14 protein-coding genes are annotated in these 14,289 nt (G+C 66.8%); 9 read left to right on the forward strand and 5 right to left on the reverse strand.

Features of this window, described 5'->3' with window-relative positions; translation table 11 throughout:
* The first annotated feature begins 204 nt into the window (after positions 1–204).
* A complete protein-coding gene (locus ABZ942_RS13725; RefSeq protein ID WP_357381593.1) occupies positions 205–1,824 on the forward strand; it encodes a peptide chain release factor 3 in 1,620 nt (539 codons plus the stop codon).
* Between the two features lie 117 nt (positions 1,825–1,941).
* Here the strand turns inward: ABZ942_RS13725 and ABZ942_RS13730 are convergent, their stop codons facing one another.
* Together ABZ942_RS13730 and ABZ942_RS13735 are read right to left on the reverse strand one after the other, a co-directional pair.
* Positions 1,942–2,463 (reverse strand): nuclear transport factor 2 family protein, encoded by a 522-nt coding sequence (locus ABZ942_RS13730; RefSeq protein WP_357381904.1) that lies wholly within the window; start codon positions 2,461–2,463, stop codon positions 1,942–1,944.
* A gap of 280 nt (positions 2,464–2,743) precedes the next feature.
* Positions 2,744–3,637: an Abi-alpha family protein gene (locus ABZ942_RS13735; RefSeq protein WP_357381595.1), complete on the reverse strand. Its 894-nt coding sequence runs from the start codon at positions 3,635–3,637 to the stop codon at positions 2,744–2,746.
* A gap of 264 nt (positions 3,638–3,901) precedes the next feature.
* On the opposite strand from ABZ942_RS13735, the gene ABZ942_RS13740 reads away from it, so the two are divergent.
* Positions 3,902–5,224: a hypothetical protein gene (locus tag ABZ942_RS13740; protein ID WP_357381596.1), complete on the forward strand. Its 1,323-nt coding sequence runs from the start codon at positions 3,902–3,904 to the stop codon at positions 5,222–5,224.
* Entirely contained in the window at positions 5,215–6,102 is an 888-nt protein-coding gene (locus ABZ942_RS13745; RefSeq protein ID WP_357381598.1) for an Abi-alpha family protein, read from the forward strand. The genes ABZ942_RS13740 and ABZ942_RS13745 overlap by 10 nt, the downstream gene beginning before the upstream one ends.
* Before the next feature lie 8 nt (positions 6,103–6,110).
* Here the strand turns inward: ABZ942_RS13745 and ABZ942_RS13750 are convergent, their stop codons facing one another.
* Positions 6,111–7,892: an ABC-F family ATP-binding cassette domain-containing protein gene (locus ABZ942_RS13750; protein ID WP_357381600.1), complete on the reverse strand. Its 1,782-nt coding sequence runs from the start codon at positions 7,890–7,892 to the stop codon at positions 6,111–6,113.
* Positions 7,893–8,165: 273 nt separating this feature from the next.
* Between ABZ942_RS13750 and ABZ942_RS13755 the strand changes: the two genes are divergently transcribed.
* Positions 8,166–9,014, forward strand: coding sequence for an LLM class flavin-dependent oxidoreductase (locus tag ABZ942_RS13755; protein WP_357381602.1), 849 nt, complete (start codon positions 8,166–8,168; stop codon positions 9,012–9,014).
* A 42-nt stretch (positions 9,015–9,056) separates the two neighbouring features.
* Here the strand turns inward: ABZ942_RS13755 and ABZ942_RS13760 are convergent, their stop codons facing one another.
* Positions 9,057–9,992: a 4-(cytidine 5'-diphospho)-2-C-methyl-D-erythritol kinase gene (locus tag ABZ942_RS13760; protein ID WP_357381604.1), complete on the reverse strand. Its 936-nt coding sequence runs from the start codon at positions 9,990–9,992 to the stop codon at positions 9,057–9,059.
* Positions 9,993–10,068: 76 nt separating this feature from the next.
* Positions 10,069–10,821, reverse strand: coding sequence for an SDR family oxidoreductase (locus ABZ942_RS13765; protein WP_357381606.1), 753 nt, complete (start codon positions 10,819–10,821; stop codon positions 10,069–10,071).
* A 79-nt stretch (positions 10,822–10,900) separates the two neighbouring features.
* Between ABZ942_RS13765 and ABZ942_RS13770 the strand changes: the two genes are divergently transcribed.
* From ABZ942_RS13770 to ABZ942_RS13790, 5 genes are all read left to right on the forward strand, one after another.
* Entirely contained in the window at positions 10,901–11,509 is a 609-nt protein-coding gene (locus tag ABZ942_RS13770; protein ID WP_357381607.1) for a TetR/AcrR family transcriptional regulator, read from the forward strand.
* A gap of 68 nt (positions 11,510–11,577) precedes the next feature.
* The gene (locus ABZ942_RS13775; RefSeq protein WP_357381609.1) at positions 11,578–12,396 is read left to right on the forward strand and encodes a type II CAAX endopeptidase family protein; all 819 of its coding nucleotides are present in this window, start codon (positions 11,578–11,580) and stop codon (positions 12,394–12,396) included.
* 101 nt (positions 12,397–12,497) lie between these two features.
* Complete coding sequence (locus ABZ942_RS13780; protein WP_357381611.1) at positions 12,498–12,704, forward strand: copper ion binding protein; 207 nt, start codon at positions 12,498–12,500, stop codon at positions 12,702–12,704.
* Positions 12,704–13,603, forward strand: coding sequence for a hypothetical protein (locus ABZ942_RS13785; protein ID WP_357381613.1), 900 nt, complete (start codon positions 12,704–12,706; stop codon positions 13,601–13,603). Before ABZ942_RS13780 ends, ABZ942_RS13785 begins: the two co-directional genes overlap by 1 nt.
* Positions 13,603–14,268, forward strand: coding sequence for a cation transporter (locus ABZ942_RS13790; RefSeq protein WP_357381615.1), 666 nt, complete (start codon positions 13,603–13,605; stop codon positions 14,266–14,268). Before ABZ942_RS13785 ends, ABZ942_RS13790 begins: the two co-directional genes overlap by 1 nt.
* Positions 14,269–14,289: the final 21 nt, after the last annotated feature.

Below are 14,289 nucleotides of genomic sequence, written 5' to 3' on the forward strand. Positions count from 1 at the left end.
GGGGACGGCCGGAAGCCGAGCCGCGTCGATCACGGTGAACGCAAAAGCAGGTCTGCGGTCACCCTCGCCGAGACAACCCGAACACCATACCGCAATGGTTATGCACAGTTGGAATCGGGTGGTCGGGCACAGGTCGTGTCGGGGCAATGTCAATCGCGTAGATTAGACAGGTTGCCGATCGGTCGTCTGTGAAAGGTTGTTCCGTTGACCGCCTCCCCTGAGGGACTGCCCGCCGAGGTTTCCCGACGGCGCACGTTCGCGGTGATCTCGCACCCCGACGCCGGCAAGTCGACGCTCACCGAAGCGCTCGCGCTGCACGCCAGGATGATCTCCGAGGCGGGCGCGATCCACGGTAAGGCCGGCCGCCGCTCCACCGTCTCGGACTGGATGGAGATGGAGAAGGCGCGCGGTATCTCGGTCAGTTCGACCGCGCTGCAGTTCAACTACCGCGCCGAGGGCTCCGACGTGGACAGCGTGATCAACCTCGTCGATACGCCCGGCCACTCCGACTTCTCCGAGGACACCTACCGGGTGCTCACCGCCGTCGACGCCGCGGTGATGCTGATCGACGCCGCGAAGGGCTTGGAGCCGCAGACGCTCAAGCTGTTCCAGGTGTGTCGGCACCGCGGCATCCCGGTCATCACCGTGATCAACAAGTGGGACCGGCCGGGCCAGGCGCCGCTGGAACTGCTCGACGAAATCAACGAGCGGATCGGCCTCACCCCGACCCCGCTGTTCCTCCCGGTCGGTATCGCGGGCGACTTCCGCGGGCTGCTTCGCCGCGGCGAAGAGGGCGCCCCGCTCGAATACATCCACTTCACCCGCACCGCGGGCGGCGCGACCATTGCGCCGGAGGAATCGCTGACCCCGGCGCAGGCCGAGGCGCGCGAGGGCGAGCCGTGGACCACCGCGGTCGAGGAGAGCGAGCTGCTCTCGGCCACCGGGCAGGACCACGACCAGGAAATGTTCCTCGCGGGGCAGACCTCCCCGGTCATCTATGCCTCGGCGATGCTGAATTTCGGTGTGCGGCAGCTGCTGGAGGCGTTGGTCTCGTTGGCGCCCGCACCGGGGCCGAGGCCCGACGTGAACGGCGGAGCCCGCGAGATCACCGAGCCGTTCAGCGCGGTCGTATTCAAGGTGCAGGCGGGTATGGATGCCGCGCACCGGGACCGGCTGGCGTTCATGCGGATCGTCTCGGGTGAATTCGAGCGCGGCATGGTGGTCACGCATGCGCAGACCGGTCGCCCGTTCGCGACGAAATACGCGCTGACCGTGTTCGGCCGGGAACGCAACACCGTCGACACCGCCTACCCGGGCGACGTGGTCGGCCTGGTGAACGCGACGGCACTGGCCCCCGGCCACACGTTGTTCGTGGACAAGAAGGTGGAGTTCCCGCCGATCCCGTCGTTCGCGCCGGAACACTTCGCGGTGCTGCGCGCCGAGAGCGCGGGCAAGTACAAGCAGTTCCGCAAGGCCATCGATCAGCTGGACTCCGAGGGCGTTGTCCAGGTGCTGCGCAACGACATTCGCGGGGACGCGTCCCCCGTGCTCGCGGCCGTCGGGCCGATGCAGTTCGAGGTGGTCACCGCGCGCATGCTCACCGAGTTCAACGTCGAGACCAAGATGGACAACCTGCCCTACACGCTGGCCCGGCGCACCGACGCCGCATCGGCCGACGAACTCGGCAAGCAGCGCGGCGTAGAGGTATTCACCCGCAGCGACGGCGCCCTACTCGCCCTGTTCAGCGACAAATGGCGCTTGCAGTACATCGAAAAAGAATTCCCGAAACTAACCCTCGAGCCACTGGTAGCCACGGCCGACTAACCGACCGAAGGCCCGCCACACCCCCCGAAGGCCGCCTTCAGTCTGCACTCGAGCCACCGGTCTGAGGCGACCGAAGGGGGCCTGCACCCGCTGGGGCCGACTGGAGGGGGCCTTCGGTCAGCCTGCTTCTGGTTCGCGGTGCACGGGGGGTGCGCCCGGGTCGCGTTCGACAGCGGAGATGACACCGTCTTCTCGGGAGATGAGGCCCCAGCGGCTGGAGGTCAGGCGCAGGCTGGGTAGGTCGCTCAGGGAGAGCACTACTTCGTAGGTGCGTTCGTAACCGGTGTGCGAAATTCGCCAGCGGCCGTCGTCGCAGCGCACGTATTCGTCGGAGTAGAAGGCCGCGCCGCGCAGCAGCATGTTGTGGCCGGGGATGAGCACGGTGTCGGCGAGGTACCAGGTGCCGGTCGCGGTGTCGCCGTCGACGTCGATCTCGGGGTGGTCGCAGCGGTGCTCGGTGATGACGTGCGGGCCGAGGGTATTGCGCATGAACGCGAGGAACGCGTCGCGCGATTCGAATTGCAGGTATTCGCTGTAGGTGGCGGTCGCGTCCGGAATCATGGTGTCCGCGAACTCATCCCAGGATTTCGTGTCGAGACTGCGTAGGTAGCGGAACTTCAATCTACTGATAGCTGTGATGTCGTCGAGTCCGCGATCGTTGACACGAGGTCGCCCCTCGCGGCGCTCCTGTTCACCTGCGTTCGCCCCCGGGTCGCCGCGTTCCAGCCGACCGATATCGATCCGGGGATTACCCCGCTCCTGCCCGCCACCCGCATTCGGGTCGCCGCGGCCTTGCCCGCCGGTTCCCTGCTCCATACTTAACAATCCCATCCGAAGGCCAACGGCTTCACGAATTGGGAGATTTGTATCAGATCGCTATCACTGATCGGGGGACATTCCGCCCAAGATCAACTGCGGGTCAGTTGGCGATGGTGAAGCAGGTGCGGCAGAAGTCCTCGCCGAACTCGGTCAGACGCAGACTCTTGCGCACGATTTTCGGTGCGCGACCGGCCTTCTTGAGCGCGGCCTCTACTACCGGCTGCACCTCGAGCACCATGTATCGGCTCAGAACCACCGGGTCGTCGGAGACCAGCGTCAGTCCGAGCCGACTGAGGTTGATCAAATAGGGGCGCGACCGATCCGGGTAGCGGACGCCCGCTTGCTCGGGCACCGAGGTCAGATCCCCTTGGACCAGTTCGGAGCCGATGCCCAGCGGCCGGTTGGTCCGCACATCGACCGAGGGCTGCGGGCCGTTTTGTGCCATGAAGCGCAGGATGCGCGCCTCGTCGGGAGCGAGCTCGTCGAGGATGCGGTCGTAGGCGGGGTGCACGTCTTCGGTGAAATAGACGTCGGCGGAACGAGCGAGCAGCGCGTCGCCGCGACGGCGGAGTTCATCGATGCTCGCCGAACGAAGGTAGGAGCCGACGGCGAGCGCATGCTGCTGCGCGCCGCTGTGGTTGCCCGGCCCGTTCGGCGTCGGCACGTAGCTGACGATCTCGCGCACCGAACCCTCGGTGACGCCGAGCGCGCTACGGGCTATGGAGCGCAACGCATTTCCGGTTCGCTCGGCGATATCGGCGGACGATTCACCGTCCAGCGCGGCCTGGGTGATCTCCTTGGTGACCTCGAAGGTGGTGCCGACCGCCCACTGACCGCCGCGCACCACACTGCCCGCCGCGAGTCCGGCCGCGCGGAATACGCCGCGAATCAACCGTGCCTCGTTGCTGATCTGCCGCTGTTCGACATCCGAGCTGCGCTCAACGGCGCGAGAACCGGCTCGAGCGATGTCCTGTCCGGTCCTGTCGTCTGCCACGTCATACTCCGATATCGCCAGGTGAACGAATCCCGCCCCACAGATTACTTCCCCCTGTGTCGCTGGTCATTCTCGCCGTCGGTCTCAGCCGATGCGGCATTGCACACAAACACTGTGACCGATATCTCGGCGTGCGCCACTGTGGCAGCACGCACTCGAGGTAGACCCAGCTGTTCCCCTCACAATAAGGTCCCGGTGCCGACATGGTGCTACTTTGATGTTCCGGTGAGGCGGCGGTCACCGGTGTGTCGGCAGGAGGGTGTCGTGTTAGAGAGTGTGTTCGGTGTCCACCCAACAATCCTGCTAGAGCTTCTGACTATCCCACTTTTCACGGGAATCATCGGGTACATCACCAACTGGACCGGCGTGCTCATGCTGTTCCAGCCGATCGCCTTCCATGGCTTCCGACTACCAGGACTTCGCGCGCTGTATCCCTTCCTGCCCAAAAGAATTCAGGTACTGCCGCTACTGAGTTACGACGGCAGATTCGGCTGGCAGGGCATCGTCCCCTCGCGCGCGGACAAGATGGCGAGCATCGCGGTCGACAAGGGCTTGGCAAAACTGGGCAGCGTCGCCGATTTCTATCGAGAGCTGGAGCCGGACAAGCTCGCCGAACATCTCGCGAGCATCGCCGACGAACAGATCCAGACCATCGTCGAAGATATTCTCAAGCGCGAACATCCACAGCTCTGGTACAACCTGCCGAGCCAAGTTCGAGACATGGTGCAGGCCAGGGTTCGTCAGCAACTGCCGGATATTCTGCGCGAGCTGACCGATGAATTAGGCGCGAATATTGATCAACTGCTCGACGTGAAGCAGATGGTGATTCGCTACTTCCAGGGCAGGCCGCAACTGCTCAACACGCTGTTCCAAGTGCTCGGCGCGAAAGAGCTGCGGTTCATGATCAACTTCGGTTTCTACTTCGGCGCGCCGATGGGCGTCGTGCTGGTCGCCATCCTGCATTTCACCGGGTGGTCGACGCTGGTCGTGCTGCCGATCGGCGGGGTGGTGATCGGCTGGGTGGTCAACTGGGTCGGCATCAACATGATCTTCGCGCCCGCCTACCCGAAGTGGTGGTGCCCGTGGCGGCAGGGGCTGCTGATCAAGCGCCAGTCCGAAATCACCGACGGCTACGCGGAATTGGTGTCCAGCCAGGTGCTCACGGTCGCCAATATCGGCGACGAGCTGCTCAACGGCCCGCGCTCGGATCGCACCATCCAGATGCTCGAGGACACCCTCCGCCCGGCCGCCGACCTGGCGCTCGGGCCGGCCAGGCCTGCGGTCAAGTTCATGCTCGGTAGCCGCGATTACGACTCGCTGCAGGACACCTTCACCGCCGAGGCCATGGCCATCGCCCCGATCGCCTTCGCCGACCCGGAGTTCAACGTCCGCCAGGGCCGCCAGATCAACGCCTACATCGCCAAACAGATGGCGGCACTGAAGCCGCCGGACTTCGTCGACATGCTGCGATCGGCCATCAAGCAAGATGAGTGGCTGCTTTTTCTCCATGGCGGCGTGTTGGGCCTGTTCGCCGGATACGCTCATATTCTGATATTCGGAACAGGAGTGGCGACCATATGGCTGTAGCGAAATCCGACTCCGGCGACGATGCCGGGGACGTCGAGCACTCCCCCGAGGAGGCTGCGCCGTCGACGGAGATCGCGCGGCGGCCGAATCGCGACGTCGTCCAACATGACGAATCATCTTCGCGGGTGCCCTATCCCATCGCGGGCGTGCGCGCGGCCACCGGCGTGGCCAGGGTGGCCTGGACCGCGGCGACCGGGATGACCGCGTGGAGTCTCGGCACCGCGCTCGGCGTCACCTCGACGGTGGTGCGCCGCAGCATCCAAGGCGTTCCGCCGCGAGAAGTGTTGGCCGAGGCCGAGTCCGAGGTGCGTGACCGGCTGCGCCAAGCGCTCGGCTTCACCGAGGCACCGAATGAGCCTGCCGCGCAAACCGTTCCCACCTTGCGCGAGCAAGGTGCCGCACTGCTGCGCTTATCGGCGAGCACGCACGGCGACGAGGAGAACCATCCGGCGTTCGCGGGCATGCTGGCCGAGCTGACCCCGGACGAGGCGCGGATCCTGCGCTTCCTGCACCTGGACGGCCCACAGCCCTCGATCGACATCCGCACCGGACGCCCCCGCGCGCTCGGCGCGGAACGCGTCGGCTCGATGCTGACGCTGGTCGGCGAGCAGGCCGGGCTGCGCTTTCCGAACCGGATCCAGCAGTACCTGACCAACCTGCGCAGGCTCGGACTGGTCGAGCACGCGCGCGAGCCGGTCGGCAACCCGCACCGGTACCAGCTGCTGGAGGCGCAGGGACCGGTGCGGGAGTTGTTGAAGCGCTCCGGCTTCGGCACGAAGGTGGTCTACCGCAGCGTGGCGCTCACCGGGTTCGGTGGCGACTTCGTGCGGACCTGCCTGCCGGTCGCGATTCAAGACGATCGCGCCGCCGGACACTGACCGACCGGTCAGCCGTCCGCCAGCTCCATCCAACGTTCCTCCGCCGCTTCCTTTTCCGCGACGACCTGCTTGAGCTCGGCCCCGAGCTTGACCAGCTTGTCCGGGTCGGTCGCGGCCTCGGCCAGCGCGGCGTGTAGCTGCCGCTCGCGTTCGTCGAACTTCTCGATCGAGCGTTCCAGCTTGGACAGTTCCTTGCGCGCGGCCCGCTGGGTCGCGGCGTCGGTGACCGGTGCGGCCTTCGTGTCGCCCGAGCGAATCACCGTATCGCCCTGTGCGGCACGCTTCTTCAGGTACTCGTCGATACCGCCGGGCAGGTTGGTGAGCTTGCCGTCGCCGAACAGCGCCCAGGTCGAATCGCAGATACGCTCGATCAGGTAGCGGTCGTGGCTGATGACGACCAGAGTGCCCGCCCAGTTGTCGAGCAGGTCCTCGAGCTGTTGCAGGGTGTCGATGTCCAGGTCGTTGGTCGGCTCGTCGAGCAGCAGCACGTTCGGCTCGGCCATCAGGATGCGGGTCAGCTGCAGCCTGCGCCGCTCGCCACCGGACAGATCGCCGACCGGGGTGCGCTGCCGCGCCGGGGTGAAGCCGAGCCGTTCGGCGAGCTGACCCGCCGAGATCTCCTTGTCGCCGAGCATGATTCGCTGCGCGACCTGCTGCACCGCCTCCAGCACCCGCATATTGGTCGGCAGATCGTCGAGTTCCTGGCGCAGCCAACCGATCTGCACCGTCTGGCCTTGAATCCGCTTGCCCACCGCCGGTTCCGTCTCGCCGGCCAGCGTGCGCAGCAGGGTGGTCTTGCCGGAGCCGTTCACACCGACCAGGCCGACCCGCTCCCCCGGCGCGAGCCGCCAGGTCAAGTCGCGCACCAACTCTCGGCCGTCCGGGGTGGTGAGGGTGGTGTCCTCGAGCTCGATGACGACGCGCCCCAGCCGCTTTCGCGCGAACGCGGCCAGCGAGACGCTGTCGCGCGGCGCGGGCACATCGGCGATCAGCGCCTCGGCCGCCTCCACCCGATAACGCGGCTTGGAGGTACGCGCCTTCGCGCCGCGGCGCAGCCAGGCCAGTTCCTTGCGGGCCAGGTTGGCGCGTCGCGCCTCGGAGGCGTCGGCCTGCCTGGCGCGCTCGGCGCGGGCGAAGATCCAGTCGCCGTAGCCGCCCTCGTAGGTTTCGACCTTGCCGCCGACGACCTCCCAGGTGTTGGTGGCGACGGTGTCGAGGAACCAGCGATCGTGGGTCACGACGACGAGCGAGCTGCGGCGGTTCAGCAGATGCTCGGCCAGCCACTGCACGCCCTCGACGTCGAGGTGGTTGGTCGGCTCGTCGAGCACCAGCAGATCGAGATCGCGAACCAGGGCCGCGGCCAGCGCGACTCGGCGACGCTCACCACCGGACAGATTGTCGATCGAGGTCTGCAGGCCGAGCCCGGCGATGCCGATGCCCTCCATCACCGAACGGATGCGCGGATTGGCGGCCCATTCGTGTTCGGCGACGTCGTCTGTCATCGCGTCGTCGGCCAGACCGGCCAGCACCACATCGCCGACGGTCGAACCGGGCGGCAGCACGCCGCGCTGCGTCACCGTCGCGATCCGCAGCCCGCCGACGCGGCTGACCCGTCCGCTGTCCGGCGGCTCCAGCCCGGTGAGCACCTCGAGCAGCGTGGTTTTACCGCCGCCGTTGAGACCGACGACACCGATACGCTCGCCCGCATGGACGCCCATCGATACGTTGTCCAGCAGCGGCGTGATCCCAAAGCTCTTGGAGACCTGCTCGAGGTTGATCAGGTTGGACATGAATCCTTCCGGTTCTTGCAGCGGCGGGCGAGTTGCGTGCCCTGAGCCAGCGTACTGAGCTCCCCGAACCCGCTCATCCACCTCCCCGCGCCAAGCGTCTCTTGCGGAACGAACGATGTTCGTCTAGATTGATATCAACGAACAACGTTCGTCACGAACGAAGTTAGTAAAATAGGCGCTCTCCAGAACAAAGCCGCAGATTGGGAGCCCACCTCGGATGACGAGGCGAGAGGGCGGCACGATCCAGTTCGCTTCTCCCACGGAGGTTCTCCCATGCACGTCGGTCTCGGTCTGCCCATCTCCGACCCCACCGTTCTGCTCGACTGGGCCCGCCGCGCCGAGGCCGGCCCGTTCTCCACCCTCGGCCTGCTCGACCGGCTCGTCTACGACAATCCCGAACCGCTCGTCGCCCTCGCCATCGCCGCGGGCGCCACCTCCCGCATCAAGCTGCAGACCGAGGTGCTCATCGCGCCGCTGCGCGAGCCGTCACTGCTCGCCAAGCAGGCCGCGACGCTGGACCGGATGTCCGGCGGGCGCTTCGTGCTCGGCCTCGGCGTCGGCGGTCGCGAGGACGATCACCTCGCCTCCGGCACCGACCTGAAAACCCGCGGCCGCCGCCTCGATGAACAGCTGGAGATCATGCGCCGCATCTGGTCGGGCGCGCCGTACGGCCCCGACTGCGGTCCGATCGGCCCGACGCCCCTGCTTCCCGAAGGCCCCGAGATCCTGTTCGGCGGCTTCCAGCCCGCCGCACTCGAACGCGTAGGCCGTTGGGGCGGTGGCTTTCTCGCCGCCGCCCCGGCCGCCTGGGCAGGCCGTTTGTTCGACACCGTGCGCAAGTCCTGGACCGACCACGGCCGCGCCGGTGCCCCGCGCATCGTCGCCCAGGTCAACGTCGCGCTCGGCGACCAGCACCTGATCGACGAGGCCCGCGCCTCGATGGGTGGCTACTACGAATTCAGCGGCCGCGCCGATTACATGCTCGACGGCATGCTCACCACCCCCGACGCAATCCGTTCCGCCATAAAGCAATTCGACGACCTCGGCGCCGACGAAGTCATGCTCTACTGCTACGGCGCCGACCCCGACCAGGTCGACCGCCTGGCCGACGTCATCGCCTGAACTCAACCAACCGACCGAAGGCGCCCTTCGGTCGGCACGGGGTCAGCGTTTGACGGGGGGCTCGCTGGTGAGGACGCGGGCGCCGGGGACGGGGCCGCTTGCGGTGCGGATGCTGCGGCAGACGCCCGCGCCGGCCAGTTCGGCTGCTACCGATACTGCGGATTCCTCACTCTCACAAAGGAATGCGCAGGTGGGGCCGGAGCCGGAGACCAAGCCCGCGAGCGCGCCCGCGTTGACGCCGGCGCGCAACGTACGGCGCAGTTCCGGTTTCAGCGACAGCGCGGCCGCTTGCAGATCGTTACCCAGCAGCGGCGCAAGCTGTTTCGGGTCACCGAAGGCCAACGCCTGCATCAGCTGTTGCGGTTCGCCTAGCCGTGGCGGAGAACCGTTCTCGCGCAACCGATCGAGTTCCGCGAAGACCGCCGGGGTGGACAACCCGCCCTTGGCCAGCGCGAGTACCCAGTGAAAGCTGTTGCGGGACAACACCGGAAGCAATCGTTCGCCACGTCCGGTGCCGAGCGCCGTGCCGCCGTGCAGTGCGAACGGCACGTCGCTGCCGAGCTCGGCGGCCACGGCGGCGAGTTCGTCGCGGGTGAGCCCGAGATCCCATAGCTCATTGAGACCGACCAGCGCGGCGGCGCCGTCCGCGCTGCCGCCCGCCATCCCGCCCGCCACCGGAATGCCCTTGGCGATAGCGAATTCCACCAGCGGGGCCCGGCCCGCCAGATGGGCGAGCCGGACCGCCGCCTGCCAGACCAGGTTGGTGCGGTCGGTCGGCACGTCGGCGGCGCCCTCGCCGGAGACGCGCACGGCCAGCGAGCTCGCCGGGGCGATCTCCACGTCGTCGCTCAGCGACAGCGCCTGGAACACCGTTGTCAGGTCGTGAAACCCATCGGCACGCAGGTCACCGACTCCGAGGTGGAGGTTCACCTTCGACGGCGCGCGCACGGTGATGGGGCTCGGGACAACTGACAGCACGGTGCCCAAGCCTAACGGGTGCCTCCGACGGTCGCGCGGGTCGATATCGGCCTTTCACCCGCTGTGAATCATTCGGTTACAGCAGCCCCCCGCCGGTGGCATCGATCCACTGTCCGGTAACCCAGCGCGCGTCGTCGGAGGCGAGAAATCCGACGATATCGGCCACGTCGGCGGATTGGCCGAGCTTCTTCAGCGGAGACATCGCCGCGACTGCCGCCACCGTCTCGGCATTGTTCAGGAACCCGGCGTTCATGTCGGTGTCGATGATGCCGGGGGCCACCGCGTTCACGGTGATGCCACGCACGCCGACCTGCTTGGCCAGCACGCTGCTGAAGGCATCGATCGCACCCTTGGTCATCGTGTAGGCGATCAGCTCCGGCATGCGCGCGCCATGGGTGAGGCCGGTGGAGAGATTGACGATGCGGCCGCCGTCGCGCATCCGATCCAGGCCGAGCTTGGTGATGAAGAACGGCGCCTTGGCGTTGACCGCGAAGACTTGGTCGTAGGCCGCCTCGTCGGTGCCTTCGATCGGTTCGCGGATGCCGTCGGTGCCCGCGTTGTTGACCAGGATGTCCACGCCGTCGGCGTGCGCGTCGAAGGCGGACCACAGCGCCGCGGCGTCGCCGGGTACACCGAGTTCGGCGCCGATCGCGAAGGCCGAACCGCCCTCGGCCTCGATCGCGGCGACGACCTCCTTGGCCGCCTGCTCGTTCCCGTTGAAGTGCACCGCGACCCGCGCCCCGTCGCGGCCGAGCCGTTCGGCGATGCCGCGGCCGATGCCCCGGCTCGCTCCCGTTACCAGCGCGGTCTTGCCTGTCAGTGCGCCCATCGTGGGCCCCTTTCTCTAGCGATCACTACAGAACTGGGACACTAACACATTCTCTAGCGATCGCTATAGAATGATTTTCATGAACACCACGACCCGAGGCAGGCCGCGTTCGTTCGACCGGGACGCGGCGCTGAACAAGGCGATGCGGCTGTTCTGGGCACGCGGTTACGAGGCCACCTCGATCGGCGACCTGACCACCGCGATGGGCATCGGCGCCCCCAGCCTCTACGCGGCATTCGGCGACAAGGCGACGCTGTTCAAGGCGGCGGTGCAGAGCTTCGGTGCGCAGTACGGCAATTTCATCGAGCGCGCGTTCACCGAGGAACCGACCGCCGAGGCGGCGGTACGGCGCACCTTGCGCGAAGCGGCGGCGGAATACACCCGGTCCGATTGCCCGCGCGGCTGCCTGGTGATCAGCGCGGGCCTCAACACCAACAGCGGTGAGATCGCCGACCTGCTGCGCGAGATGCGCAGTCGGAATCTCGGGCTGTTCACCGAACGGATTCAGGCCGACATCGACGCGGGCGTCCTGGTCACCGCGGACGACGCACCAACATTGGCTCGCTACATAGGCACGGTGCTGCAAGGGATGTCACACGCCGCCCGAGATGGCGCGAGCCGAGCGGAATTGGCGAAGGTTGCCGAATTGGCCATGTATGGCTGGGGGCGGACGACACCGCAAGGATGACAGCGCCGCAGGATAAATGGCTCTGACGAGTGAGCCGCACAGCACATGCGCAGTGTGACGATTTTCCGGTGATAGCTCAGCCTGAAATTCCCACCGGTCCGGCCGTCGACGCAGTGCGGACCGAGCAGTCGACCTCGGCGCCGAGCGGCCGAATCTTCTGGACCTTCATCGGGACCTTCGTCCTGACCACGCTGCTCGGCTCGGTCGCAATGCTTGCGCTGCAACCGGTTTCGGGCATCGATCCGGCGGCATTGTCGCTGGTCCAGTTCGCCCCGGCGCTAGGCGCGCTGACTACCTGGCTCGTCGGCCGCACAGTTCTCGGCCCACTGTTTCCCGCACCGGTATCCACCCGGCAGGTTCGCGACAATCTGGGCTACATCGTGGCGGCGTGCTTGTTGCTCGGACTATTGATAGCCGGGGCAACGGCATTGGCGGGGCCCGATCTGGTCGGACCGGTTGCCGTCGGCGGGGTGCCCTTCGTGGCGTTCGTCGTAGTCCAGTTCATCGGTGCGACCGGCGAGGAGATCGGGTGGCGCGGCTTCCTGCAACCGCTGCTCGAAACACGAATGCGCCGGTTCGCGGCGATCGCGGTAACCGGCGCGGTGTGGGCGTTGTGGCATGTGCAGGCGTACGGCGCGGGCCCGGTGGTCGCGGTGTCGTTCTTCGTCTCGGCGATGGCGTTCGCGACGCTGCTGGGCGCGCTCGGTACCGGCAGCTGCTGGCAGCGAGTGCTGGTCGCGGCGGTCGGGCACTGGTTGATCAACGTCGGGATCTACCTCACGGCGGGTGACGCGACGCGCGACCAGCCGCAGATCGTGATCACCGCGCTAGGAGCGGTTTTCGTCGCCGCGGCGACGCTGGCAGTACGGTCGTTGCGCGCGCGATGAGCGGCGATCGACCACTTGCGCGTGATACCCACTGGGGGTATGTTCAGTCGGGTCGGGGTACCCCCGGCCCGTATGATGGAGAATGAGCGAAGGAGTCGGAGATGCCCAGTTCCACCTACACCGTCACGGGGATGACCTGCGGGCACTGCGTGAGCTCCGTCAAGACGGAGATCGGCAAGATCGACGGTGTCACCAGTGTCGACGTCGATCTGGCCAGCGGCGCGGTCACCGTGGCCAGCGCGGCGCCGATCGCCGACGCCGACATCGTCGCCGCCGTGGACGAGGCAGGCTACGAGGTCACGGTCTGATGCAGGACCGGCTGAAGTTCGTCGCCTTCGGCGGTGCGCTGGTCGTGTTGTTCGGTATCGCGCTCGGCATCGGCGCCCTGGTGGGCGATCCGGCCGAGCCCGCACCGAACGACATGGCGCACCCGGCCGGGTCGGACACGGGACTGTCGGAGAGTCGATCCGGCTACACCCTCGCCGACCTCGCCGCGCCGAGGGAGCCGAATCAGGCCGGTGCCCTGCGCTTTCGGATCGCCGGGCCGGACGGCGCGCCGGTCGTCCGGTTCCGCACCCAGCACGACAAGAAGCTGCACCTGATCGTCGTCCGGTCCGATGCCACGCGATACCGGCACGTGCATCCGACCATGGACGCGGCGGGCACCTGGTCGATCGATTGGACCTGGGCGCAGCCGGGTACCTATCGCGTATTCACCGACTTCGTGCCGGATGCCGACGGCACCGGACTGGTGCTCAGCCGGACCGTCACCGTGGCGGGAACAGTTACGCCGCAACCGCTTCCGCCGCCTACGCGAACCGCGACAGTGGACGGTTACCAGGTCACCGCGACCGGCGGGCTCAGTACCGCGGGCAGCGAGCTGCAGTTCACGATCACCCGCGACGGCACACCGGTCACCGATCTCGAACCGTATCTCGGCGCCTACGCGCATCTCGGCGCGTTGCGCGCGAACGACCTCGCCTATCTGCACGTGCATCCGGAGGGTGAAGTCGGCCGCACCCCCGCCGGACCCGAGGTCGCGTTCCATGCACAGGCCCCGAGTGCGGGCGACTATCGGCTGTATCTAGACTTCTCGCACGGCGGCGCGGTACACACCGCCGAGTTCACCATGGAAACACCTACGGTCGAATCATCCACAGGCCCATCCACATCCGGCGGCGCACTGCGTAAGGGTGGCGGGCACTGATGTCCGCCCCCGCCGACCTGCGCTCGATCGAGCTGGAGATCGGCGGGATGACCTGCGCTTCCTGTGCCGCGCGGATCGAGAAGCGGCTCAACCGAATCGATAGCGTCACGGCGACGGTGAACTCCGCCACAGAAAAGGCAAAGGTACGTTATCCACAATCTGTCTCGCCAGATTCACTGGTAGAACACGTTGTCGATGCGGGGTACGCGGCGCACGTATTCAGTTCGGCCGCAACACAAACCGTCCAGTACGCCACCTTTGGTTCACAGCGTCGCAGACTGCTGATCAGTCTGGTGCTTGCCCTGCCGGTGCTCGTCTCGGCGATGGCGCCTCCGCCGCAATTCGATAACTGGCAATGGGTTTCGCTCGCGCTCACCACACCGGTGGTGGTATTGGGTAGCGCCGGGTTCCATCGTGCGGCGTGGACGAATGCCCGGCACGCCACCTCGACACACGCTGGTGTCGGTCGGCACCCCGGCCGCGTTCAGCTGGTCGCTGTATGCGCTGATCTTCGGGCAGGCCGGAATGCCCGGGATGAAGCGCTCGTTCAGCTTGGCGATCCAACGTACGGACGCTTCCGCCACCCCATGCTCGCCGGTGCCGCGATGGCCCTCTCCAGCACCTTCGTCGTCACCAACAGCCTGCGTCTGCGCTCATTCGGCTGAACACCAGCGTGACCTCTATTC

Source organism: Nocardia sp. NPDC046473, assembly GCF_040645995.1.
Taxonomy (GTDB): Bacteria; Actinomycetota; Actinomycetes; order Mycobacteriales; family Mycobacteriaceae; genus Nocardia.